Source organism: Thermomicrobiales bacterium (assembly GCA_037045155.1).
Lineage (GTDB): Bacteria > Chloroflexota > Chloroflexia > Thermomicrobiales > CFX8 > JAMLIA01.
Window position 1 is genome coordinate 497,819 of the sequence record JBAOIG010000005.1, and the last position, 25,158, is coordinate 522,976.

Sequence of the window (25,158 nt, forward strand, 5' to 3'; positions counted from 1 at the left end):
GGGACAGCAGGGAGCTGTCCCTCGTAGGGGGAGAGAGCCAGTCGATGAAGGATCTGCTCTTCTTGATCCCGTTGCTGCCACTGGTGGCGGCGGTGGTCAACTTCCTGTTCGGGCGCTGGTATCTCCGCGACCTGGCGGGACCGATCGCGACAATCGCGGTCATCGGCTCGTGGGTTCTCAGCCTGCTCGTGTTCATCAACCAGATCGGCTCGGAAACGCCGCTGGTCCAGCATCTCTATACCTGGATACCGGCCGGCGACTTCCAGATCCCGGTGACGCTCTACGTCGATCATCTGACCGCAGTCATGTTGATGGTCGTAACGACGGTCGGCGCGCTGGTCCATGTCTATGCGAACGGCTACATGGCCGGCGACACGGGCTTCTATCGATTCTTCTCGTATCTCCCGTTCTTCGTCTTCTCGATGCTGATGCTCGTCCTGGCCGACAACTATCTGTTGCTCTTCTGCTTCTGGGAGGCTGTCGGGCTTTGCTCGTACCTGCTGATCGGCTACTACTTCAAGCGCACGTCGGCGACGCAAGCCGGCAAGAAAGCGTTCATCGTCAACCGCATCGGTGATGTCGGATTCACCATCGGACTCATGCTGATCTTCGTCAAGACCGGCTCGCTGGTCTTCAGCGACGTGTTCGAGAAGGTCGGTTCGCTGCCCGCCGCGACGATCACGATCATCGGCATCCTGCTCTTCATCGGCGCGACCGGCAAGTCCGCGCAGCTCCCGCTGTTCGTCTGGCTCCCAGACGCGATGGAGGGCCCGACTCCGGTCTCGGCCCTGATCCATGCCGCGACAATGGTCACGGCCGGCATCTACATGACCGCGCGCTCGTTTCCGATCTTCGTCGCGTCGGATGATGCCCGGCTGTTCGTCGCAGTGATCGGCGCGGTGACGGCGCTGATGGCCGGCACGATTGCCGTGACACAGTTTGATATCAAGCGGGTCATCGCCTACTCGACTGTTTCGCAGCTCGGGTATATGGCCTTCGCGCTCGGCGTTGGCGCATGGGTTCCGGCGATCTTCCACCTCGTCACCCATGCATTCTTCAAGGGACTGCTCTTCCTCGGCTCCGGCTCGGTCATTCACGGAATGCACGAAGAGCAGGACATGCGCCGGATGGGTGGCCTGAAGAAGTACATGCCAATCACCTACTGGACATTCCTGATCGCCGCCGCGGCGAATGCCGGCCTGATCCCGATGGCGGGGTTCTGGAGCAAGGACGAGATCATCGTCGGCGCATGGGCCAATCATTCCTACATCATCATGACGATCGGCCTGGTCGCGGCCTTCTTCACGTCGCTCTACATGTTCCGCGTCATCTTCATGACCTTCCACGGCAAGGAACGGTTCGACACGCAGGTTCTTCACCCGCATGAGTCGCCGCGGCTGATGACGATCCCGCTGATTTTGCTGGCGATCCCGGCAGCGCTGATCGGCTTCATCGGCTTCCCGCCGGAGAATGGCTGGCTGCACCGATTCCTGGAACCGGTCTTCACCGTTGGCGGCGCCCACGAATCGGCGATCGCATCGCTCAACGCTATCGAAGGCGCAACCGGACATCATGTCTCGCTAGCCACGACGCTGACGCTTGGCGGCATCTCAACGCTGATTGCGATAGCCGGCATCTGGATCGCCTACATGGCGTACATCAAGCGCGCGCCGGCGTTCGACCCCAACGCATGGGCAACGCGATTCGGCGGGCTGTACACGCTCGTCTCACGCAAGTGGATGGTCGACGAGCTATACGAGACAGTCATCATTCACCCGCTCTACATGATTTCGGTTTTCTTCTGGCGTATCGTCGATGCCGGGATCATCGATGGAGCGGTGAACGGCGTTGCCGGAATCGTCGGGTTCACATCCGGGCGGCTACGACGGGTCCAGACCGGATTCGTCGCGAACTACGCTCTGGCCATCGCGCTCGGCGCAGTAGTTATCGTCGGCGCGTACTTCGTCTTCGTCAGTAGTCTGTTCTCGTGACGAGAGCAGGTAGCGTGGGAACGGTCGATTCGGAATGGGAGATGACGGACATGACGCCGGCGACTGCGTTCCCGCAGACATCTCGGGTGGAGGGGGCGACAACCCGTGAGTAACTTCCCAATACTTAGCCTGATCACGTACTTCCCACTTGCGGGCGCGCTCGTGATCTTCTTTTGGGCGAACGCATCACCGAAAACAACGCGACAGATCGCGCTGTGGGCATCGATCGGGTCGTTTGTCGCGTCGCTCATCATGCTGGCCGGCTTTGACTCCAACAAGTCCGGCATGCAGTGGACCGAACACATGTCGTGGTTGCCCAGCGTCGGCATCCACTACGACATGGGGATTGATGGCATCTCGGTTCTGCTGGTCGTGCTGACGACGTTGCTCAGTATGCTGGCGATTATCTGGTCGTTCGGCCCGATTCAGACGCGGGTGCGCGAGTATTTCATCGCGATTCTGCTGCTTGAGATGGGCATGATCGGTGTCTTCGTCTCCCTCGACCTGTTCCTGTTCTACATCTTCTTCGAGCTCTCGCTGATCCCGATGGCGCTGTTGATCGGCGTCTGGGGTAGCGCCAACCGCGTCTACGCTGCAATCAAGTTCTTCCTGTACACGCTGGCCGGCTCGTTGCTGATGCTCGTCGGCATCGTCGCCACCTATCAGGCCTACTACGAAGAGACCGGCGTTCGCACGCTGAACATCCTCGAGCTTTCTCAGGGACACTATGGCCATACATTCCAGATGTGGACCTTCGCCGCCTTCTTCATTGCTTTCGCCATCAAGGTTCCGATGTGGCCGTTCCATACCTGGCTCCCCGACGCGCACACCGAGGCGCCGACGGCTGGATCGGTTCTACTCGCTGGCGTGTTGCTGAAGATCGGCGGATACGGGCTCATTCGCTTCAACCTGCCACTCTTCGAGGATGCCGCCCGCACGTGGGCGCCGTGGATCATGGTCCTCTCGGTCATCGCGATCATCTACGGCGCGCTGGTTGCGCTGCCGCAGCCGGATATGAAGAAGCTCATCGCGTATTCATCAGTCAGCCATATGGGCTTCGTTACACTCGGAATCTTCTCGTTCACGATGACTGGCATGTATGGCGCGATGATCGTCATGCTCTCGCACGGGTTCGTCACCAGCGGGCTATTCATGTGCGTCGGTGTTCTCTACGATCGCGCTCACACGCGGATGATCAGTGCTTTCGGTGGGCTGGCCACACGGATGCCGATCTATGCCTCGCTGTTCGGCGTGCTGATGTTCGCCTCGATCGGCCTCCCGGGTCTGTCCGGGTTCGTCGGTGAGTATCTGGCGATGCAGGGCGCGTTCCGCGAGTATTACTGGGCCGGCGCAATCTCGATGTTCGTCGTCATCCTGGCCGCCTGGTACATGATGTGGCTATACCAGCGCGTCGTCTTCATGCGGCAGCCAGAGGACATGCCCGACCCACACGATAACGAGCTGACGCCGGAGGAAGTGCTCATGCTTCAGCGCGCGGGCGTTGGTCATGGTGACGCCCACGGGCTACCGGCTGTCTCGGGCGGCTCCGGTGATACGGCTCATGCTGCCGAGCACGGGCGGATCAGCTGGCACGACCTGGACACACGAGAGCTCGTGGCAATCGTGCCGCTGGTCATTCTGTCGATCGTCCTCGGTGTCTGGCCCGGGGTATTCATGAACGTGATGCAGCGGTCGTTGGAAGCTGCCCTTCAGGCTTTCGGAAGCATTGGGATCTAGCGGCGGGATGCGCAGCCGACCGGCGAGACTGCCGGCCGGCGACGGCGAGTAGATCCAACAGGGGGACACGTGGAGACGGTTACTCAGCTCTTCCCGCACATCAACCCGGATGTGACGCTGATCATCCCGCAGCTGATCGTGCTTGGCACGGCGCTACTGCTGCTGCTGGGCGACGTGCTGCTGGATCGCTCCCGGCACAGTGTCCTCACCTGGCTGACGCTCGTCGGTTTCGGCGCGGCGCTGGTTGCGAACTTCTTCTATATCGGCGTCAATCGGACGACGTTCAACGGGATGTTTCGGGCAGACGATATCAGCGTCTTCGTCAACCTCATCGCGCTGACCGGCGCGATCCTGTCGGTGATGATCTCGGCGAGCTACCTCGAGAAGAACGTCGAATCCGGCGGCATGCCGTTGCCGGAATACTACGTGCTGCTGGCGCTCTCCACGCTCGGCGCGATGGTTGTGGGCGCTTCCGGCGATCTGCTGATGGTGTTCATCGGCATCGAGATGGGATCTCTGGCGATCTACGCACTGACCGGCTTCGCCCGAAAGCGGATGACCTCACTGGAAGGCGCGCTGAAATACTTCCTGCTGGGCCTGTTCGCCTCAGCCATTCTGATCTATGGCATGGCCTGGGTCTACGGCGCCACTGGGACGACCAATCTTGACGGCGTCGCGCAGGCACTCTCCGGAGTCGTCACCAACGGTAAGGTCGAGCCGTCGCTGCTACTGGCGCTGCTGCTGCTGACGGTCGGGTTGGGCTTCAAGGTAGCCGCCGTGCCGTTCCACATGTGGACGCCGGACGCGTATCAAGGCGCGCCGACGCCGGTCTCGGCCTACATGTCGGTGATCCCGAAGATCGCCGGGTTTGCGGCAATGATCCGCATCTTCCCGCAGGCGTTGGGACCAATGCGCGACGAGTGGGTGACGATCATCGCGATCCTCGCGATCATCACGATGGCATTCGGCAATATCGTTGCCGTCACGCAGCGTGATGTGAAGCGCATGCTGGCCTACTCGTCGATCGGGCATACCGGTTACGTGATGGCCGGGCTCGCGGCATTCGGAGCAGTCCAGGCAAGTGACGACCATTCGGTGTCATCGGTGCTCTATTATCTGTTCGCCTACGCATTCATGAATATCGGCGCGTTCGCTGTCGTCGCGTGGCTCCAGGAGCGTGGTGGCGGCACGACGATCGACGACTTCAACGGACTCGGCGCCCGTTCGCCCCTGGCTGCGCTGTCGATGACGATCTTCATGTTCTCGCTGATGGGCATCCCGCCGCTGGTCGGCTTCTATGCCAAGTACTATGTGATCGTCGCCACCATTGAGGCGAACATGATCTGGCTGGCCGTCTCTATCGTCCTCGCCTCGGCAGTGTCGGCGTTCTTCTATCTGCGGGTCGTCGCGGCGATGTACTTCGCGCCTGCGCCGGAGACGGAGATGCGCGAGAGCCGCATGCCACTGATGGCCACGGGCCTCGCGGTCATGGTCGTCGCGACGATCCTGGCTGGCATCTTCTCCAGCCAGATCCTCAACCTCGCTCAGAACTGGATCAACGCATTCAGCACAACCGTCGCAATACGGTAGCCGCCCGAATACGAACATCTCGAACGAGAGCCCGTGGCTGTTGGCCGCGGGCTCGTCGCGTCTGATGGACAAGGGGTTGCTTACGCGAGGGTTCATCGCAGGTTCGATCGCCAGACGCTAGAAGGACTGGAGCGTTGTCGCTCCAGTCCTTCCAGCGGCCAAATGAGGGGAGGAGTGAGTGAGACTGACCGGCGGTGCGTCCTGTCACCCCGCCGATCACTTAGATTATCTTCACCCACCCACATTCGAGCATCGGACTATAGTCCTAACTTCGAACTAGGTCCCTGTATAGGCCCCCCTCGCGCGGAGCCGATGCTAGACTCGACATGCGTCGCAACCGGCATCGCGCAAGGCAACGGACGTTGGCACGACACAATTCGACCACGCAACCACAGCAGCGCCCGATCCTCGAAGAAGTCCGCGCTGCCTGGCACACATACGGATCACCGGTCGAGCAATCCGACGATGACCTGCTAGCCATCGTCTGGCATCGGGTTCGCCACAGCCATCCGCTGACGCTCTATCGAGCGATGGCGTTTATCGTCGCGCTCGGGATCATGGCGTCTCATCTCCACGCTGAAAGCAGCTTGCGCGACGAATACTGGGCACTCGTCATCGGCGCGCTACATCTTGGCGCGACGGCCGTTCTGGTCCATCGACTACCGCTTCGGGTCACCCCGATGTCGATTGCCGCCGTTGTGGCTGATGGCGCGATCTGCGTGCTGCTGGTTGCGATGACGTTCGGCTGGCAGGGGCCGTTCTGGCTCTACAGCCTGTCGGCCGTCTTCTGGCCGGCCTTCGCGTTCCCGTTCTGGTTGGCGATGCTGAGTGTCGCGGTCTATGACGCGACAGTTCTGCTGACGAACACGGATCGGATTCGGGCAACCTTCGCCGACGGGTTTGGCGGTGACCTCGCCGCCAGGCTGTTGATGGTATTTCTGATCGCCGGCGCGATCTCGCTTACCGCAAAGGCGATGGCAGCCGCCCGGGTGCTCGCGACAGAGGCCGAGCGCAACCGGATCGCTCGCGATCTCCACGATGGAGTGGGCAAGACGCTCGGCGGCATCAGCCTGGAGGCACGCTCGTTAGCGCAATGGATTGACCGCGACCCCGTCGAAGCGCGACGGCGCGCACGCTATGTCACGCGAATCTCCGAGCGGGCGGCGATGGAAGTCCGGCATGTGATCCGCAGCCTGCGCCAGGGTGAGGCAACCGAGTACCTGCTGCCGGCCGTCTCGGAACGGCTGGCCGACTGGAGTGAGAAACGTCCAGAGACAGTGCACGTGCGGATCAACGGACCGGATAATCCGGTGCCGATTCTGATCCACGGCGAAGTGCTGCGCATGCTCGATGAGCTGCTCAACAACATCGAGCGACACGCTTCCGCGCAGAACGTCTGGGTGCGACTGACTCTCTCATCGGCAGCCGTGACGCTGGCAGTACGGGACGACGGGGTCGGGTTCGACCAGAATTGGCTCGATCCGTGGGCAGACGACGGGCATTTTGGCCTTCTCGGCGCGCGGGAACGCGCACTGATCCTCGGCGGCCACTTCAATCTGCAATCGACTCCCGGCGTGGGCACCGAGGTTACAATCGACATCTCGCTCACCTCGCGAGAGGAGCCACTGGTCCATGTTCTTTGATGACTCTATGCCGGTCGCGTTACCCGACAACGCAGTGATCGGGAAAAACCGTCACGAATCCAGACCTGACGAGATCCGGGTGCTGATCATCGACGACAATTTCGTCGTTCGCCGAGGTCTGCAATCGAGCCTCGAATTCGACCCGGCGATCGAGGTCGTCGGCGAGGGGTCCTCCGGTGACGAGGCGATCGACCTCGCGCGGGACCTGGTGCCTGATGTGATCCTGATGGATATCCGCATGCCCGACCGCGACGGTATCTCGGCAACGGAAGTGATCAGCGACGAATCACCGACGTCGAAAGTGCTCATTCTCACGTGGTCGGAAGATCCCGAGCATCTGCGGAGCGCAGTGCTGGCGGGCGCCAAGGGCTACCTCGTCCATGGGCGCTTCTCGCCGGAGCGGCTCTCGGAGGCGGTTCATGTCATTCACGAGGGTGGCGCGCTGATCACGCCGATGTTGGCGCCAGCGCTCCTCGACTTCGTCCGGGCCGGCACGCAGGGGGGGCGAGGACGCTCAGGCTCCGGGTCGATGCTGACACCGCGGGAACTGCAAGTGTTGGAGTACATCGTGGTGGGCAAGTCGAATCGCGAGATCGCCGAGATCCTGTTCATCGAGGAGAAGACGGTCAAGAACCACATCAGCAACATCTACTCGAAGCTGCACCTGAAGAATCGCTACGAGGCGATTACCCGCGGCCGCGATCATCTCCGCTAACCGTCCGGCGGCGCATCATGGGGCGTGAGTCGCGACGACATCATCGCCCACGATGATGACGATCCCAGTGCCGCCAGTGCCGGGGACAACTGCCGAAGGATCGAGACCGAGGTGGTGGGCGATTGCCGCGGCAGTCGCGGGATCGGAGTCATAGTCGTAAATCGTCGTCGATGTGGCGATATTGACGCCCATTTCCTGCGCGACGGCGGTGAAACCGGCATCCTGAAGAATACGCGCAGCAATTGCGCCGCCGGTATTCGTCGAGGTGTCGTCACGGATCGTGATCGGCGTATCCAGCCTGGCGCCAGACGGCACAGTCGGGCTCACGGTTGCGGCTGCCGTTGCCGTTGCGGTCGCTTCGACTGTCGTCACTGCTGGCGAAGAAGCGGCCGCAGCCTTCATCGGGAAGTATCGGCTAAACAGATCGCCGACGATGTTCCAGTCGAGTGTCATATAGAACGCGTCACCGTCAAACTCAGGATCGTGCTCGATCAACGCGCCCTCCTGCCAGAGGTTAACGCGAACGATGTCGGCCGGGTTCACATCACGGGCGAGGTTGGCCAGCGCGAGCAGTTGATTGAAGCTCAGGTCGGTGCGAAATGAATCTCCCATGCTGTCGATAATCGGCCGCGCGCCGAGAACCAGGTCGACGTTCAGCTTCGACCCCTTCTCTCGCATAGCCATCAGCACCTGCTGCTGGCGCTCGCTGCGGGCGATGTCGTTGTCATCGTGGCGGGTGCGCGCGTAGCGCAACGCGGCCTCGCCATCCATCGACTGCAGGCCCGTCGGGAAATAGACACGGGTCAGCCCGAAATCTTCGGTCGGATACTGATCGTCCTTGACCGGCGTGTTGACATCCACCGTAATCCCGCCGAGCGTGTCGATGATCTTGCGGAACCCAGAGAAGTCCACCGTGACGAAGTAGTTGACCTGAATCTTGAGGTTGTAGGAGACCGTCTCGGCCAGCAAGGCCGCCCCGCTGCCGGCTCGCGCATCTTCGCCAAATGCGAACGCAGCGTTGATCTTGTCTTCGCCGTGGCCGGGGATGGTGACGAGCAGATCGCGCGGCAGACTCATCATCGTCACGCCCTTAGTGGTCGGATCGATGCGCATGAGGATGATCGAGTCGGACCGCGCTGGCTCCTCGTCCCCGTTCCGGAAGTCAATGCCGATCAGCAGCAGGGTGACGGGATCTTTCTGATCCCAGTTTGGGAGAAACTGAGCCAGCTGATCGGTGGGCACCGCCACCGGAGTCCCCAACTCATTGACGGTATAGACCGTATATGGGGTCGGATCGACGTGCGCCTTGTCGTAGGCGTTGTTGATCGCCAGCGCGATATAGAGCACGTATCCGAGTGTGGCGACAACACCGAGTGCGAGGATAATGCCAAGCGCCAGCAGCCAGCGCTTCCATCGTCGACGGTGGGGCTGGTCATGTGTCTCGGCAACGCCGCCTTCCGGCGGGATCGCCGCGCCATCGCCGGCCACGGCCGCTCGCTGGCGACGGACATCGTCGGGGGTCAGCACCGTGACTTCGCCGCTGGCAACAGCCGCAGCGGTGGCATCGACTGCCGCAACAACAGGTTCGGCCGTCACCTCGCCACGATCGCGCGCGGCGGCTTCCTCGACCGACCGAACCACGTCGGCATAATCTTCGTCAGCAGCTACGTGCTCTGATTCCGCAGCGACATCGCCGTCCGCCATATCGGCAGCAGGCGCCTCTGGTTTCGCGGCGACATCGCCAGCCGCCACATCGGCAGTAGACGCCTCTGGTTCCGCGGCGACATCGCCAGCCGGCACATCGGCAGCCGGCGCTTCCGGTTCCGCGGCGACATCGCCAGCCGCCACATCGGCAGTAGACGCCTCTGGTTCCGCGGCGACATCGCCGTCCGCCGCATCGGCAGCGGGTTCTTCTGGTTCCGCGGCGACATCGCCAGCCGCCACATCGGCAGCGACATCCGCCTCTCGCGCGGACGCGTCGGTGTCGAGCCTCAACTCTGTCGTGGCATCGGCCGGTATGCCATCCTCGCCGGGTGTGACGAGATCGAACGCCTCGGTGTCGGTTCGCGGCTGGATGTCGTCGGGCTGTACTACTGGATCTGCCACAGGCAGGGCATCGTCATGATCGGCCGCATCATCTGCCCCAGCAGCAGGCCGCGCTCCCCGTCGGACCTGATAGGCCGGGACGGGACGCCGCCGCGCTGGACGGGGCGACAGGATTACTCGGCGATGGGGCATCGAGATCTCCGGAGCATCAGTAGCATCTCGTCGTTCACGGCGACCACGCGCGGAAGACCCGCAGCGCCAGCGAACTTGAAGGTGGGTAACAGGTCGATCATCTCAAGACGCATTCGCGAAGTATAACAATGGACTGCGATCCCTCGGAACGATAGAGACTTGACTCCTGGTCACTGGATCATCATACTGTACGTACACAACGGCCCAGGTGACGACGGCCGATGCAGGTGATAACAGCCTGCCACATATTCGGTCACGCCCGGGGTGTCACCAAGGATGGGAACAGGCTCGACATGATTCTCTCAGACCGCGACATTCGCGCTGCGATCGCAGACGGCCGCATCAGGATCACTCCGCAGCCGGATCTTGAGGAGCACCTCGGCTCGGTGTCGATCGACTTCCAGCTCGGCAACACCTTCATGGTGTTCGAGCACTCGCGCTTCTCCTACATCGACCCACGCCAGCCACAGTCGATCGGGGAGGCAATGCGCACGATTGTCGTGCCAGACGGCGAGCCGTTCATCATGCAGGCGGGAGACTTCGCGCTCGCGTCGACGGTCGAATCACTCGAGCTGCCGGATGACCTGCTCGGCCGGTTGGAGGGGCGTTCGTCGATTGCCCGGCTGGGGATCACCGTCCACTCGACCGCGGCCGTGTTCGAGCCTGGCTGGGTCGGCACGGCGACGATGGAGCTATCCAACCTGGGAAGAATGGCGGTCGCGCTCTACCCCGGGATGCGGCTGTGCTCATTCACGTTCGAGACGGTCTCCTCACCAGTCGAGACACCATATCGGCTGAAAAAGGGCAACAAGTACGCCGGCCAGCACGAACCACGCGCGAGCATGCTCTCTGAGGAGCAGTCCCGATTGACAACCGAGCCGAATGGCGCCCGCGAGTAAGTAGAGAAAGGGACACACCATGCGCTGGGTACCCGAGCGATTCACGACCTATCGGCGTCGCCCCACGTCCGAGGGACGACACACCCGTGGATCCCGTCTCAATCGCGCGCCGCTGACCGCGCCCAGACGCTCCCCACTCCGCCAGACGCCGGCCTGGTCCCACCGCTCGCGGGCCGAGGTTCGTCCCCTTCGCCGGGTTCGCCACTGCCCCGATCACCGCTAATCGCGCGCTCGCGCGTCTTCCTTGCTCCAATGCTCTCGATCGCCGATTCTTGCGGTCGAATCCATCGAGTATTGCCGGTTCTGCCGCAAATTACTGGTAGAATGAACGTATCGAGACATCGCCGCGCGGTGAGCCGCCGGCAGGAGGGAGACTAGGAGAAGTATGGTCACTGAGACGAAGCTCGACGACTACAAACTGCTGATCGGCGGAAAGATGGTCGACGCCGCGAGTGGCGAGACCTTCGATAGTTACAACCCGGCGACCGGCCAGGCGTTCGCCCGCGTCGCCAAGGCCGGCGCCGAGGATGTCGACCGCGCCGTCGCCGCCGCCCGCAAGGCGTTCGACGAGGGGCCGTGGCCGAACATGGCGCCGAGCGAGCGCGGGCGCGTCCTGCTGAAAATCGCCAATCGCATCCGCGAGCGAGCCACCGAAATCGGCACGATCGAGAGCCATGACGCTGGCAAGCCGCTGACGCGCGCGATCGGCGAGATCATGGGCAGCGCGGCTGTCTATGAGTACTATGCGGGCGCAGCCGACAAGTTCTACGGCGAGACACTGCCGCTGGGCGGCAATATCGTCAACACCACCTGGCGCGAGCCGGTTGGCGTCGTCGGACAGATCGTGCCCTGGAACTTCCCGTTCATGATGGCGACGTGGAAGGTCGCCCCGGCGCTGGCCGCCGGCTGCACGATCATCCTCAAGCCGGCCTCGAACACCCCGCTGACAGCGGTGCTGCTCGGCGAGATCTGCTACGAGGCGGGCCTGCCAGAAGGCGTCATCAACGTCCTCCCCGGCCCGGGCGCCGAGATCGGCGAGTACATGTCGGCGCACCCACAGATTGACAAGATCGCCTTCACTGGTGAGACAACAACGGGCGCGGCCATCCTGCGAGCCTCCTCCAGCACGATCAAGAAGGTCTCGCTGGAGCTCGGCGGCAAGAGCCCGAATATCATCTTCGCCGACGCCGACCTGGAGAAGGCCGCAGCGGCGGCTATCCCGGCAGCGTTCTACAACTCCGGCCAGGTCTGCACTGCGCGGACGCGCCTGTTCGTCGGCAGCAAGGCATACGACGATGTCATGCAGGTGCTGGTCGATCAGGCTGAGTCGTGGAAGGTTGGCAACCCGAGCGATCCGACCACGATGATGGGTCCGGTCGTCTCTGGCGGTCAGTGGGACCGCGTCACCTCCTACATCGACATCGGCAAGAACGAGGGCGCCGAACTGATCTACGGTGGCGCGAGGCCGTCGACGATGGCCGATGGCCACTTCATCCAGCCGACGATCTTCGGCCAGGTGACGAACGACATGCGGATCGCCCGCGAGGAGATCTTCGGCCCAGTCCTGTCGGTTATCCCGTTCATGGACGAGGAAGATCTCATCCGTGAGGCAAACGCCAACGAGTACGGGCTGGCGGGCTCGGTCTGGACGCGCGACATCGGCAAGGCGATGCGCGTGGCCCGGGCGCTGCGGACCGGCCAGGTCGCGATCAACTCGAACGGCGGCCCGGGCGTTCTCGGCCCATTCGGCGGCTACAAGAAGTCTGGCATCGGCCGCGAGCTTGGCATGTATGGCATGGAGCTGTACACCGAGGTCAAGAACATCTACATGGACCTGAACCCGTAACACGCGGGGAAACTCAGCGTTCAGGCGAGGCCGGGGTCACTTCGACCCCGGCCTCGCCGCATTTTCGCGAACAGCAACAACGACACAAACTCAGCTCGGAGATATTCACCTACATATCGCGCGCCGCATCTTATGCCTATGACAGAAACATCACTGCGCCAACAGGTATTGCATTCAGCCGGTTGTGTGCTATATTTGCTTCTATCGACGCAAGCCGAATCGATAGGAGACGTGGGGATGTCACGCAGGTGGCTGTCAGCTGTCGTTGGAAGTTTACTCGCGCTGCTGCTCGTGCCGATCGCGCAGGCGGCAGATACGAACCTGGGGGACCTATCGCTCTCCTCGTCCAACTGGGCAGAGGACAGCGGCAACTTCCCAGGGATTTGGGACCTGACGCAAGGTGATATGACGATCAGCTTCACGTACGATGGAAACGGGCTGGTGGATGCGTCCGGTGCTCATGCTTGGGCGGAGCTCGGCGTTCGATCTCTGCATAGCGGCGGATTCAACTTCAACCCGAACTCGCGCTACACGTACAACACGACCACGTTCGACTTGCGCGCCGAGGGAAGTTCAACTGATGTAGGCGATGTGACGGTCTCATCGGACGAGACAAACATCTACGTCAAATTCGTGGTCAATTCAGGATCAAACTGTACGATCGCGAGGACGCGTGTCCAGGCTGGATCATCGGTTAGTGGCTTCCCACGGACGTGGTGGGGCGACGCAGTGCCCAGCCGCTTCAATCACCAGACGATCCACTCACCTCAGGTCATCGAATACGTCTACACGATCTCCCGCTCCGAGGTTGGAGACGGTGACGTCTACGTTGCAGCGAACGCGCAGATTTACTGCGACACTCAGCGGAACCCCCGTTCCAGGATCGTCCGGACCTGTATCGACGCATGGGCCGGAGGAGTGCCGTTCTCGCGCATCGGCGACACACGCTACGCGATCTATGACTCAAGTGCCACACGGGTGGATGGGTCGGGTGTATGGTTCGCCAGTGACTACGATTGGACGGCGGGGACATTCGGTCCCGATCCGGCTGGATCACCAAGTCTCGATATCGACGACAAGTTCACAATTTCAAGATTCGGCGGGCACGCTGAGGGAGACTACAACCTTCCCCAGACACCACCGGATCCCTGGAACAACACCCACTTCTGGTTTGACCGCGACGACGTCGATCAGTGGCAGGCAGCGATGTGGGGCATGGCCCCCAGAGTGAGCTACAACACGAACGGGATCTATCATGTCGTCATTACCCTGCACGCCACGAGCGCGACAGCGGGCACGGCCTACATGACCGTCAACGGCGCCTCGCAGGGTTTCTACAGTAATGGATGGAAGGACGCCGAGCCAGAGATCTATCCAGCGGGCATGACATTCACGGGTGACATGCAGCAGCTACAAGTCTTCTACGGTCTCCTCGGCTATGGCGCGACGCATTCGGTCACGTTCTCGGACATTACCATCGGTCAGTAACTCGTTCGGGATACTGAATCACGCGGCGGCTCCACTCCGGAGCTGCCGCGTCCTTGTTCCGGCTACCAGTGCGGGCAGTGGGACCGCGTACGCATCTTCTCGATCTGCAACTGGGCGGTCGCCTCCACCAGGCTCTCACCGTCCTCCCCGTCCGCTATCCCTCCGCCCGTGGAATACTTGAGTTTGCCCTTGCCGGCGGGCGAACGGCGCAGCGGAGACGACCTGGAGGATGGATGTTTCGGACCTACGAGCAGCAGGCGATCACGCGGATCAACGACATCATCGGCGAGCTCGGGTTCCAACCGCGTCCGTTCGAGATGCGAGCGATCCCATTCTCCGGCCAGTGGGGCACGGCGTCGTCGGTCGCCTACGCGCTGGCCAACGAGGCTGCTGCCGACGAGCCGGTCGATGAATCGCTGTCAAAGAAGGAGCGCAAGCAGCTCCAGCAGGCGCTGATGCGCGAGAAAGCCCAGGACATTGCCGAGCAGGTAGCGACGAAGCTGCTCGAAGCCGGCGACTATGCGCGGGTAGAGGCAGTCAACGGGTATATCAACATCTACTTCGACACGAATCTGGTGGCCAACGAGGTCGTCGGCGCCGTCCGCGCGCTCGGCGCGGGATATGGCCGGGGCGAACACAAGGCCGACAAGGTCATGATCGAGTTCTCGCAGCCGAACACCCACAAGGAGTTCCATGTCGGTCACCTGCGTAACGCGTCGCTGGGTGATGCCGTTTCGCGGATCACCGAATTCGCCGGCTACGACACGGTCCGCGCCAACTACATCGGCGATATCGGGATGCACGTCATCCGGTGCCTGTGGTGCTTCCTGGCGTTCCACGAGGACGAGAAGGAGCACATCGCGCCGGCCGAACGCGGCCGCTGGCTCGGCAGCCTCTACGCAGAAGCTGTGGCGCGTCTGGAATATCGCGACCAGGCCGTCGGGCTGCTGAACGAGATGGCGAAGATGGACTCGCTCTTCAGCGGCGCGATCGACCGGCTGATGAAGGAGCTCTTCAAAGCCAGCGGCCACGGCGAGGATGTCGCCTATCTGCTCGGCCAGGTTGCCAATCGCCGCGAGATCAAGCCAGACGCTATCTATAGCGACCGGACGATCGCCGCATTCTGGCCAGTGCTCGGCGCGCAACTGGATGCGGAGCTGGAGCAGCTCCGCGCCGACGGGCCGCACCAGGCGCCGCCGATCCCGTCGCACTCGGGTGGGCCACCGACGATCCCGCCGCTCGTGACGTTGGAGGACACCGAGGAGCGCCACGCTCGCTGGCAACGGCTCGGTGACCACCTCGACTGGTGGCCACACGTGCCGCGGTGGCAGCAGGAGGTCCGCGAGACGTTCCAGCACTGGGAGCAACGCGACGCCAGGTTTCTGGCGCTGTGGGACGAGACAAAGCGCTGGAGTATGGACGGCTTTCACCGCATCTACGACGAGCTGGGAATTCCGTTCGATGTCTGGTTCTTCGAGAGCGAGGTCGAGGACGAGGGTCGCGCAATCGTCCAGGAGCTGCTCGAACGCGGAATCGCTGAAGTCAGCGACGGGCTGCCGGTCGTCAAGATTGACGAGCAGCTCGGGCTGGAGAAAGAGACCTATCGGACGTTGCCGATCCTGCGCTCCGACGGGACGACGCTCTACTCGACCAAGGACCTGGCGCTGACCCGGCGCAAGTTCGAGGACTACGGGATCGATCGCTCCGTCTGGGTCATCGACGTTCGCCAGTCGCTGTACATGCAGCAGGTCTTCAAGATCATGAAGCTCTACGGCTTCGAGCAGGCCGACAACTGCTTCCACCTCGGGTACGAGACGGTCATGCTGCCGGAAGGCGCGATGAGCAGCCGCCGCGGAAACGTCGTGCTCTACGACGATCTGGCCAACGAGGCCAAGCGTCGCGCGCGGGAGATCATCGAGGAGAAGGTTCGACAGCTCGACCTTGCCGAGGAACAGCGTCAGAAGATCGCCCAGCAGGTAGCAATCGGCAGCTTGAAGTACATGATGCTGGCGCGCGACAACAATCGCGTCCTTGTCTTTGATATAGAAGAGGCGCTCTCCTTCGAGGGGCATGCCGCGCCATATATCCAGTATGCCCACGCGCGCGCCTGTCGGATCCTCGAGCGTGTTGGCGAGCTACCGCCAGCCGGCGACGTCGCATTCGTCGACCTCCAGCCGGAGGAGACCGATCTGATCCAGCAGATCGGCGTCTTTCCCAGCGAGGTGCAGCGGGCTGCCGATGAGTACAAGCCACTGGTGATCGCCAATTTTGTCTTCGAGCTGGCCCGTCACTTCAACGACTTCTACGCTGATATCGACAAGCGCCCGGTCCTGACGGCGTCCGAGCCACAGCGGTCGATGCGGATCGCGCTGGTCGACGCGACCCGCCAGGCGCTGGCCAATGGGCTCGGCTTGCTCGGTATCGCGGCTCCGGACGTGATGTGATGATGCGCCATGATTCTGGCAAGCCCAACCGGCTCTCCGATCCGGCCGTGCCTGTTGATGTGTTCCGGGTTCCGATGGCGCTCGGCGCGAACCGCGAGGGGGTAGACCAGGGCGCGACCACGCTCGATAACGCCCTGCGTCGCCGACTCGAAACACGAGGCTACACGCAGATCCTCGGTCGGCTGCAGCCATCGGTTGATATTCCAGTGACGCCTCTCGGCCCAGATCGGGGCGACGAGCCAAACGCCTGGTATGCGAATGAGATCGCAGCAGCCTGCGCGACGCTGGCCGGTGGTGTCGCGGAGACAGTCGGCGCCGGCAGGTTTGCCCTCCTCCTTGGCGGCGACCACGCGCTTGCTGTCGGATCGCTGGCGGGCGCCGGGGTCGCCGGCCGGCTTGGCGTCATCTGGGTCGACGCCCACGCCGATATCAACACACCAGAGACCAGCCCGAGCGGCAACGTCCACGGTATGCCGCTGGCTGCCGCGCTTGGCCAGGGGCCACGGCAGCTGGCCGCGGTTGGCAGCCAATCCGGCCTTCGGCTCGATGACCTCATCTACATCGCCGTCCGAGATCTCGACCCTGGCGAACGCGAGCTGCTGGCCGACGGTCCCGCCCTCGTCTGGACGGCTGACGATGTCGAGATCCGTGGGATTGCAGAGATCGTCACCGCCTCAGTGGACCGGCTACTGGCAAACGGCATCGATGCCCTCCACCTCTCCTTCGATCTCGACGCGCTCGACCCAACTGTCATGCCGGGGACCGGCACGCGCGTGCCGGGAGGGCTGACCTACCGCGAGGCAACCCGGCTGCTCGCGCTGCTGCGCAGGAGCGGGCTGCCAATCGTCTCAGCCGATGTCGTCGAGCTGAATCCGCTGCTCGACCCAAGCGGGGGATCGACCGCCGTCGCCGCGGCAATCGCCGGCGCGCTTCTGGGAGAGACGATCCTGTAGGACGCTGGCTTGTGGCGGTACAATCGCCCAGTTGCCGGCCAGCGGCCGGGCGCGAGGGATCGGAGATCCGCCACGGCTCACCCGGACGACACAGCCAAACCACCTGCAGATCCAGCTGCCGAGACGCAGCCGAAGCTCGGCGGATCGATCACCGTAGCTCTGCGTCTGTACTCCTCGTTCCGGATGATGTGGCTGGGGACGGTCGCGACGAACCTCGGCCAGTGGATGCAGAACATCGCCCTCGGCTGGTACATGCTGGTGCTGACCAACTCACCGCTGTGGGTCGGGCTGATTGGGTTCGCGGCCGGCGTTCCCTATCTGCTGATCACACTGCCGGCCGGCGCACTGATCGACCGCGCCGACGAGCGTCGCGTACTGATGGCCACCCAGTGGGCTGCGATGGGCACGGCGACGCTGCTCGCCGCATTGATCCTGAGCGGGTCCGCCGAGAGCTGGCACTTGCTGGTCGCGGCAGCGATAAACGGCGCGATTATGGCAGTCAACGGCACCGTTCGGCAGACGTTCGTGCCGTCGCTGGTCCCGCGCGAGCATCTGGCGAACGCAGTCTCGCTCAGCTCGGCTGGGGCGAACGCGATGCGGATTATCGGGCCGTCGATCGCCGGCGGGATCATCGGGTTGTTCGGCGTCGCTATCTGCTTCATCATCCAGGCGTTTGCGCTGGCCGGCGCGCTACTCGCAACGATGCGAATCGAGCCGGTTCCGAACGAGCGCGGCGGGATCGCGCCGGGCGGAATCCTCGACGGTTTCACCGAGGTGCGCCGCAAGCCTGCTATTGGCTCACTCATGCTGTTGACCGCGATCCCGGCAACGCTGGTGTTTCCCTACATCCAGCTGATGCCTGTCTTCGCGCGCGATGTGTTCGATATCGGGGCTGCCGGGCTTGGGATACTGATGGCAGCCAGCGGCGTCGGCGCGTTGACCGGGGCGCTCGTTGCGGCGACGATGGACCGGGTCGAGCGCAAAGGGCTCGCCGTCATGATACTGGCGACGGTCTACTGCGCGGCTGTCGCTGGCTTCGCCGCCAGCCCCGGGCCGATCCTGGCGATGGTGGGGCTGTTCATGGCCGGCATCACCGGCTCGATCTTCGGGTCGCTCAGCAACGCGCTCTTACTGCTGCTCAGCAACGCGCGAGTCCGCGGGCGCGTGATGGGTGTCTACATGCTGACGAGTGGCTTCACGCCGTTTGGCGCGCTCGCCCTCGGCGCGATTGCCGAGCGGGCAGGCACGCCGAAAGCTGTGACCGGGGCGGCGCTGTTGGCGATGGTGCTGGTTGGCCTCAGCACGACTCGTATGAAAGAGCTTCGCACGACGTAGCACAATGGCGCCGGCCGCAGGGAGGAGACGCGAGCAGCAGGCGTCCTGGTCGCGCGATCGCACGGACCGTCACCTGGCGATTGTTCGTTCACGTGGAGATCGACGAGATCACCATGACACCGGCACGAGTGCGTCGGTGATGACCATCCATGGGGAGAGGAGCACACGATAATGGCGACAACACCATCGGCTGGCAAGGGGCTGGAGCGACGCGCCCCGGTGGAGCTGGGCCTTGACCCGGAACGGCTCGACGCTGCGATCGCGTTCATCAAGGAGCACGAAGCGAAGGGGGATCACCATACCCGTGTCGCGCTCGACCTGCCAGATAATGAGATCGTCGGACCGCTGAAGGACCGTGGCGGGCACAACGGCATGATCCTGCGTCATGGCGCGGTTGCCGCCGAGTGGGGCGATATCGACCGGGTGGATATGACCTACAGCATCTCGAAGAGCTACCTGTCGACCGTTGCCGGCCTTGCGTTCGATCGCGGCATGATCCCCGATCTCGACGAGCGTGTCTCTGCCCTGGTCCCAACCGCACACTTCAGTGGCGAGCATAACGGACAGATCACCTGGCGCCATCTGCTCCAGCAAACGAGCGAGTGGACCGGCACGCTCTGGGGCAAGCGCGATATCGCGGACCGGCGCAAGGGGGTTGACCGAGCGATTCAGACGCCCGGCACGTTCTACGAATACAACGACGTGCGAGTGAACCTGCTCTCGTTCGCACTGATGCAGATCTGGCGCCGGCCGCTGCCGGAGGTTCTGGACGAGCACGTCATGGGGCCGATCGGCGCGTCGGATACGTGGGTATGGCACGGCTACAGCACATCCTGGGAGGACATCGACGGAAAGCGCATCCACGGCGTCTCTGGCGGCGGACATTTCGGCGGCGGCGTCTGGATCGCCACACCCGATCATGCTCGATTCGGCCAGCTCTTCCTTCAGCGCGGTCGCTGGGGTGGCCGGCAGATCCTCTCCGAGCGCTGGATCGACGAGGCAACGACACCCAGCACGGTCGAACCGGTCTACGGCTTCATGTGGTGGCTCAATCCCGACCACCTGCAGTTCCCGAGCTTGCCCACCAACAGTTACGCTGCCCGCGGCGCCGGGAGCAACATCATCTGGGTCTCCCCCGACCACGACCTCGTCGTCGTCCTTCGCTGGATCGACGGCGAATCGACCGACGCCTGCCTGGCAAAGGTGCTGGAGGCGGTGGAGTAGCGGCGGGGAGCGGGATAGACGGATGGGTGAATTCGAACGATTGGGTAGGGACAGGGCTCGCCCTGTCCTCGGCCCGCAGGCCGACATCTCCGCGCCGATGACATAGTAGTTCTCCTGCGAGTAGTCGAACCCTTCCAGGCGGGGCGATGAGCGTCGGGAGCGAGGTTCGGCCTGTTCCTGGCACACCCGAATCTCCTTGACCAGCACGCGTGTAGCGGCCTGTGGGCCGCAGACAGCGCGAGCGCTGTCCCTACGAAACGACCAGCAGCACATCCCTCTCGCCTCACGCGGGCGAGGCAGATCGCCGCGCCCGCGTCGTCGTGGGTCGTTATGCGTTATCGACCATTGCCTGGCCGGACTTGAGGACGAGAAGGATGTTGCGCAGAGCGCCGATGTCGTCCATGGCATTGCCGCGGACGGCGAGGATGTCGGCGCGCTTGCCGGGCGCTAGTGAGCCGAAATCGTCAGAGCCGATCGCCTCGGCGGCCTGGCTGGTGCCGGTGCGGATCGCCTGCGCCGAGCTTGCGCCGACGTGCTCGACTAACAGCTCGAGGTCGAGCTGGAAGTCATCGAAGCGGGTCATCGTGACGCCTGCGTCGTTGCCGGAGACGAACTTCACACCCGTGTCCCAAAGCTTCCGGAGGCTATCCACTCGCTGGTTGCGGGTTGCGGCGAACGGGTTGTCAATGCCCTCTTGCTCCATCCACTGGCGGGCGCGCTCGCCGACGCCAAAGGTCGGGCAGACGTAGATGCCCTTCTCGGCGACCTCGTCGGCGACCGGCTGCTCGTAGTGGACGCCATCGGGGACCATAAATGAGCAGTGCTCGATCGTGCGGACCTGCGCGGCGACGGCGTTGCGGATGCCCGGCGTGCCGTGGCAGTGGGCGGCGACGTAGCGGCCGAGGCGGGCCGAGTCCTCGACGATCGCCTTCATCTGCGCCTCGTCGAACTGCGCCTCGCGCGGGTTGGTGTTCGGCGTCAGCCCGCCACCGGTCGCCATGACCTTAACGAAGTCCGCGCCGGCCTTGACCTGCTCGCGGACGGCGCGGCGCGCCTCCTCGACAGTATCGACCTCGTTGCCGAAGAAGTAGCAGTGGCCACCTGTCGAGGTCAACACATTGCCGCTGGCCCAGACGTGCGGCGCGGCGATCAGGCCGTCCGCCGACGCCTGGCGGACCGAGAAGACGATCGAGTCGAGTGTGCCGCAGTCGCGGATTGTCGTCACGCCGGACATAATCGCCTGGCGGGCGTGCTCGACAGCGCGCATCATCTTCTGCTCGTACGTGTCGTAGAGCGCATCGTGCAGGCACTGGCGGCTACCCGACAGCGTCAGGTGCGTATGCATGTTCACCAGACCCGGCAGGATCGTCGCGTCGCCCAGGTCGCGCGCGCCACTGGCTGCCGAGCCGAGATCCTCGCGCCGGCCGATCGCCTTGATCTTGCCGTTCTCGATCTGGACGAACCCGTCGCGGATGAACTCGTCCCCAGTAGCGTCGAATACCGTCTTCGCCAGCAGAGTCGTAACTGCCATGATTTCTCCCCACTCTCCGCGTCGCGCGGCGCCGTTGCGCTAATGGGCGTATCTTCGCACGATCGGCCGGCGGCTGTCACCGGCGACGGTAGCCGAAACCTGCGCACTACCGATTGAGCCAACTTTGCGACATGGGCAATGTCCTGTTATGGTTCAGCGAACTGACACATAAGGAGCGCCGACGATGGCACAGACCCGGCTCCTGATCGTCCCTTCCGATTTCGTCGCCTGGCCAGGACTAATCGACCAGCTCAGAGCAGTCGAGACCGTCCGGGTCGTCGGAGTCACACGCTCGTGGTCGGAAGCGTTGAGGGTGGGTGAGATTAGCCGGCCCAATGTCGTCCTCGCCGCCGAGCCATGTGGTGATGAACCGGTCTTGCAGCCGCTCCGGCAGATGCGTCGGATCCTACCGAACGCGACGTTCGTGATCCTGACGACCTCCTTCGACCCCGACCATCTGTTAATGCTCGCGGAGGTAGGGGTGTCCGGTTACCTCCGATGGGACGGTCTGACGAGTTACGACACCTTGCCGCACCTGGCGATCGCGATGAACGGCAAGACGGTCGTGCTGCACAATGACATCGCCGAGGCCTACGTCAATGCGATGCGGACGCGCTTCTGCCTGATCGCCGAGCCGCCGACAATCTCGGAGCGAGAAGGCCGAATCCTGAGCATGATGGGGCGAGGGTACTCGGTTCCTGAGATCGCGGCGCAGATGGAGATGAGCCCACGGACCGTCGAGCGAGCCGTCGCAGGTCTCCGGGAGCGCTTTGGCGCTGGCTCTCGCGAGGAGCTCCTGATTCGCGCAACGCTGTGTGGTTATCTGCCGTGATGGCGTCTTGGCATCGATCCGCCATCATGTTGGCAGTACAGTGCCATGATTTTGGCGGAACTCCCGATGGGCGTCCATTGTCGGCTGTTCGATGATTGACATTATCAACGGTCGCACGTCGGAGGGATAGGAGCCTGAAACGATGGCAGCCACCAAACCCCGCTAGTTAGTCGTGTTCGTGATCGTCATACTGTTACTCGTCGCATCCGTGTTCCCGCTCGTCGGCCAGGCGCGAGCAGATACACCAGGCATCTCGGCGGTCCGGACTATTCTCGGCCGTCTCAACGAGCTCCACGACCAAGGGGCCATCGATGCGGCGAGCGAATTCTTCGACTCGCTATCGATCGAAGAGCAAACAGCGGTTGTATCAGCGAACCAGACTGTTGAAATCGGCGCCGGACAACGCGATTCCGCGTCTCTGCTAGACAATTCATTACTGTTATCATCTGGCTGCTACGGGCCGTACACTGAATATATATACGGGAAGAATGCTCTTAGTATCGTAGTATGGATAGTGTGCGTATCATCAAATCACAGTTGTGTGACGAATGGAAGTGGATCAGTCACTCCAGGCGCATGGTGTTCCTGGACTATGGTGCAAGACAATGTCTCATGGGGGTACATCTATGGGCAGGGTCACAACGGTCTATTGTCAGGTTACATATGGCGGCCCTATGGATACACTTACTATCAAGTATTTCTCGCGAGGCATCTTCAAGGGATGTGTCGAGTGGTGGTGCCAGACATATCGACCGTGGATTGCCCAGACAGGGTGACTATTACGGCAACTACTGGCGTTTGGTGGGGGTCAAGTTCTATGCGGTACCGGGACACCTCGCGTACATCGCTGATATCGCGATCGCAACCATGTCGATTGGTCCGACCTGGAGAATAACATGCTTATTGTAGGACTCATCGGCGACGTGCAACTGATGCGATGGCCGCTTCTGTCCTCGCTTGGTCGAAGCTCGATCAGCGGGGCGAGCGGGGGAATAGCACGTTCAGTTATTCATACTTCCTGGGCGGTCATCGTAGGAATTCTCCTGGTCGTCGGGGCGCTGTGGTTCAACAACTGCAATATCACAGTCTGGGCAGAACCTCGGAGGTGAACCGTGGCATTTCGGGACCTACGCCGGAACTGTAGGTTCGTGTGCCCTAGTACAGGGTGGTAAGTTGAGCGTTCGGCCGCACCGACCACCGAGCAACGGTAGTTGTCCTTGCCCTCGTTGCTAGCTACGCTCGGCATGGCTGCGGCGCCCCGGCCTGGAACTAGCGACTGGCAGCGAATTGCCTTCGTTCGGATGTCCTCCGAAGGATGCTTCGAGCGTGATCACCACCGAGAGGACGAGCCGTGAGGTCCAGCGAGTGACGACAAACCAGCCGGCCCAAGGGCACAACAGAGCGAGGAGGATAGTCGCATGAGGCGTTCCCGATCTCGCTGGTGGCTCTTCGCCGGGGTCATCGCGCTTGCCATGGTTGCGCTGCTGGTCATGCCAGGGCTGCTCTCGACTGGTCGTTCACAAGCGCCAACGACGCCGTCGCTACCGATCGTGACAACCTCGGCCGGTATGACCGTGAGCCTGACGAATGTCGAGCTTGCGGCGGACCGCACTGTTCTCACGTTCACGATTGTCGACGCTGATACGGGCAGTGGGCCGGCACTCGCGCAGCTCGATGCTCCTGCGCCAACGGATCTGCGCCTTGACGGCCTGAGCTGGCACAGCGCCTCACTTGGCAACCTGCGACCGATCTTCAGCAACGGGGCAGAAGCGCAGCAGATTACTGCCTGGGAGCTCAGCCTGGTGTTTGACCCGATTACCGAGCCAGCGCGAGAGGTCAGCGCGACGATAACGGCACTTCGCTTCCGCCCGGAATCACCGGAGGAACGAGGACAGATCCTCGAAGGAGACTGGTCGTTCCGCTTCACGCCCGCTGCGCTCGGGGCGCCGGCCTCGTCGCAGCTCACCGTTGACCAACAGCACAGTGCCGATGGCATTACCTTCTTCGTCGATGCGATTATGCTGGCGCCAACGCACGCCACCGTCACGTATCGCATCGCGTCTCAATCGGGTAGCAACTTTGAATCGACCGAAATTATGGTACAGCTCGCTGATGGCACTCAGCTCATGCCCAAACAGATTGACAACCACGACGGCGCCTTTGTGGCCACCTTCCCGCCATTCCCGGCGGGCGCGACGCTGACCATTGCGCTTGCTCCGATCCTCGTCGAAGTCTCGCAACCCCTCACGTTGACTTTCCCGATCGACGGGCGCAGCATCGCGAGCGCCGCAGAAGGAACGCAGGTCGATCTGCACACTCCGTTAGTAGTGGCTGGTGAGCAATTCGAGGTCGCCAGCGTCACGATCCAGGAAAAGCAGTTCGTGCTGCGTATCCAGAATACTGTGCCGGATCATCGCGGAAGTCTATTGTTGCGCTACCCTGGTGAAAATGGCGTTACATTGACGGATAATCTTGGCAACCAATACGCCTTCTCAGGAGCGTCTACGAACTTCGGGAAGTCAGACCCCCTCACAAGCTGGGCAGACGGCAGCAGCTTCGCCTTCACTGGCGCGATCGCTGCCGAAGCCTCACAACTCACGCTGACGCTCGATGGCTACGGTCAACAGGCGCGCGGTCCCTGGCAGATCCTCGTCCAGCTGCCTCCTGCGCGATAGTGGCTGTTCACCATCTG

At 62.6% G+C, this 25,158-nt stretch carries 16 protein-coding genes; 14 read left to right on the top strand and 2 right to left on the bottom strand.

Annotation, left to right across the window (positions count from 1 at the left end; translation table 11 throughout):
• The first annotated feature begins 44 nt into the window (after window positions 1-44).
• From nuoL to V9F06_12500, 5 genes are all read left to right on the top strand, one after another.
• Window positions 45-1,991 (top strand): NADH-quinone oxidoreductase subunit L, encoded by a 1,947-nt coding sequence (gene nuoL / locus V9F06_12480; GenBank protein MEI2618421.1) that lies wholly within the window; start codon window positions 45-47, stop codon window positions 1,989-1,991.
• A 105-nt stretch (window positions 1,992-2,096) separates the two neighbouring features.
• On the top strand, window positions 2,097-3,728 hold the full coding sequence (locus V9F06_12485; protein MEI2618422.1) for an NADH-quinone oxidoreductase subunit M: 1,632 nt from the start codon (window positions 2,097-2,099) through the stop codon (window positions 3,726-3,728).
• Between the two features lie 69 nt (window positions 3,729-3,797).
• Complete coding sequence (locus tag V9F06_12490) at window positions 3,798-5,318, top strand: NADH-quinone oxidoreductase subunit N (GenBank protein MEI2618423.1); 1,521 nt, start codon at window positions 3,798-3,800, stop codon at window positions 5,316-5,318.
• 362 nt (window positions 5,319-5,680) lie between these two features.
• On the top strand, window positions 5,681-6,961 hold the full coding sequence (locus V9F06_12495) for a sensor histidine kinase (GenBank protein MEI2618424.1): 1,281 nt from the start codon (window positions 5,681-5,683) through the stop codon (window positions 6,959-6,961).
• A complete protein-coding gene (locus V9F06_12500; GenBank protein MEI2618425.1) occupies window positions 6,951-7,676 on the top strand; it encodes a response regulator transcription factor in 726 nt (241 codons plus the stop codon). The genes V9F06_12495 and V9F06_12500 overlap by 11 nt, the downstream gene beginning before the upstream one ends.
• 15 nt (window positions 7,677-7,691) lie before the next feature.
• On the opposite strand, the gene V9F06_12505 is transcribed toward V9F06_12500, so the two are convergent.
• Window positions 7,692-9,782 (bottom strand): LCP family protein, encoded by a 2,091-nt coding sequence (locus tag V9F06_12505; protein ID MEI2618426.1) that lies wholly within the window; start codon window positions 9,780-9,782, stop codon window positions 7,692-7,694.
• 425 nt (window positions 9,783-10,207) lie between these two features.
• On the opposite strand from V9F06_12505, the gene dcd reads away from it, so the two are divergent.
• The 7 genes from dcd (at window position 10,208) to V9F06_12540 (ending at window position 20,103) form a co-directional block, all read left to right on the top strand.
• Window positions 10,208-10,813, top strand: coding sequence for a dCTP deaminase (gene dcd, locus V9F06_12510; GenBank protein MEI2618427.1), 606 nt, complete (start codon window positions 10,208-10,210; stop codon window positions 10,811-10,813).
• Between the two features lie 385 nt (window positions 10,814-11,198).
• Window positions 11,199-12,659 carry an aldehyde dehydrogenase family protein gene (locus V9F06_12515; GenBank protein MEI2618428.1) on the top strand — a complete coding sequence of 487 codons (1,461 nt, stop codon included), beginning with the start codon at window positions 11,199-11,201 and terminating at the stop codon, window positions 12,657-12,659.
• A gap of 237 nt (window positions 12,660-12,896) precedes the next feature.
• Entirely contained in the window at window positions 12,897-14,147 is a 1,251-nt protein-coding gene (locus tag V9F06_12520; protein MEI2618429.1) for a hypothetical protein, read from the top strand.
• Between the two features lie 233 nt (window positions 14,148-14,380).
• Window positions 14,381-16,591, top strand: coding sequence for an arginine--tRNA ligase (gene argS / locus V9F06_12525; GenBank protein ID MEI2618430.1), 2,211 nt, complete (start codon window positions 14,381-14,383; stop codon window positions 16,589-16,591).
• The gene (locus V9F06_12530; protein MEI2618431.1) at window positions 16,591-17,544 is read left to right on the top strand and encodes an arginase; all 954 of its coding nucleotides are present in this window, start codon (window positions 16,591-16,593) and stop codon (window positions 17,542-17,544) included. The genes argS and V9F06_12530 overlap by 1 nt, the downstream gene beginning before the upstream one ends.
• Window positions 17,545-17,553: 9 nt before the next feature.
• The gene (locus tag V9F06_12535) at window positions 17,554-18,879 is read left to right on the top strand and encodes an MFS transporter (GenBank protein ID MEI2618432.1); all 1,326 of its coding nucleotides are present in this window, start codon (window positions 17,554-17,556) and stop codon (window positions 18,877-18,879) included.
• 171 nt (window positions 18,880-19,050) lie between these two features.
• Window positions 19,051-20,103 (top strand): serine hydrolase, encoded by a 1,053-nt coding sequence (locus V9F06_12540; protein ID MEI2618433.1) that lies wholly within the window; start codon window positions 19,051-19,053, stop codon window positions 20,101-20,103.
• A gap of 328 nt (window positions 20,104-20,431) precedes the next feature.
• On the opposite strand, the gene V9F06_12545 is transcribed toward V9F06_12540, so the two are convergent.
• A complete protein-coding gene (locus V9F06_12545; protein MEI2618434.1) occupies window positions 20,432-21,634 on the bottom strand; it encodes an amidohydrolase family protein in 1,203 nt (400 codons plus the stop codon).
• Window positions 21,635-21,818: 184 nt separating this feature from the next.
• Here V9F06_12545 and V9F06_12550 point away from each other — a divergent pair, with 184 nt between their 5' ends.
• Entirely contained in the window at window positions 21,819-22,466 is a 648-nt protein-coding gene (locus V9F06_12550) for a LuxR C-terminal-related transcriptional regulator (GenBank protein MEI2618435.1), read from the top strand.
• Between the two features lie 1,418 nt (window positions 22,467-23,884).
• A complete protein-coding gene (locus V9F06_12555; protein MEI2618436.1) occupies window positions 23,885-25,141 on the top strand; it encodes a hypothetical protein in 1,257 nt (418 codons plus the stop codon).
• The last annotated feature ends 17 nt before the right edge of the window (window positions 25,142-25,158 follow it).

What these genes read in the sequence shown, in the direction of transcription:
- nuoL (MEI2618421.1), top strand. Translation starts at nt 45, where the DNA reads ATGAAGGATCTGCTCTTCTTGATCCCGTTGCTGCCACTGGTGGCGGCG.
- V9F06_12500 (MEI2618425.1), top strand. Translation starts at nt 6,951, where the DNA reads ATGTTCTTTGATGACTCTATGCCGGTCGCGTTACCCGACAACGCAGTG.
- dcd (MEI2618427.1), top strand. Translation starts at nt 10,208, where the DNA reads ATGATTCTCTCAGACCGCGACATTCGCGCTGCGATCGCAGACGGCCGC.
- V9F06_12515 (MEI2618428.1), top strand. Translation starts at nt 11,199, where the DNA reads ATGGTCACTGAGACGAAGCTCGACGACTACAAACTGCTGATCGGCGGA.
- V9F06_12520 (MEI2618429.1), top strand. Translation starts at nt 12,897, where the DNA reads ATGTCACGCAGGTGGCTGTCAGCTGTCGTTGGAAGTTTACTCGCGCTG.
- argS (MEI2618430.1), top strand. Translation starts at nt 14,381, where the DNA reads ATGTTTCGGACCTACGAGCAGCAGGCGATCACGCGGATCAACGACATC.
- V9F06_12530 (MEI2618431.1), top strand. Translation starts at nt 16,591, where the DNA reads ATGATGCGCCATGATTCTGGCAAGCCCAACCGGCTCTCCGATCCGGCC.
- V9F06_12540 (MEI2618433.1), top strand. Translation starts at nt 19,051, where the DNA reads ATGGCGACAACACCATCGGCTGGCAAGGGGCTGGAGCGACGCGCCCCG.
- V9F06_12545 (MEI2618434.1), bottom strand. Translation starts at nt 21,634, where the DNA reads ATGGCAGTTACGACTCTGCTGGCGAAGACGGTATTCGACGCTACTGGG.
- V9F06_12550 (MEI2618435.1), top strand. Translation starts at nt 21,819, where the DNA reads ATGGCACAGACCCGGCTCCTGATCGTCCCTTCCGATTTCGTCGCCTGG.
- V9F06_12555 (MEI2618436.1), top strand. Translation starts at nt 23,885, where the DNA reads ATGAGGCGTTCCCGATCTCGCTGGTGGCTCTTCGCCGGGGTCATCGCG.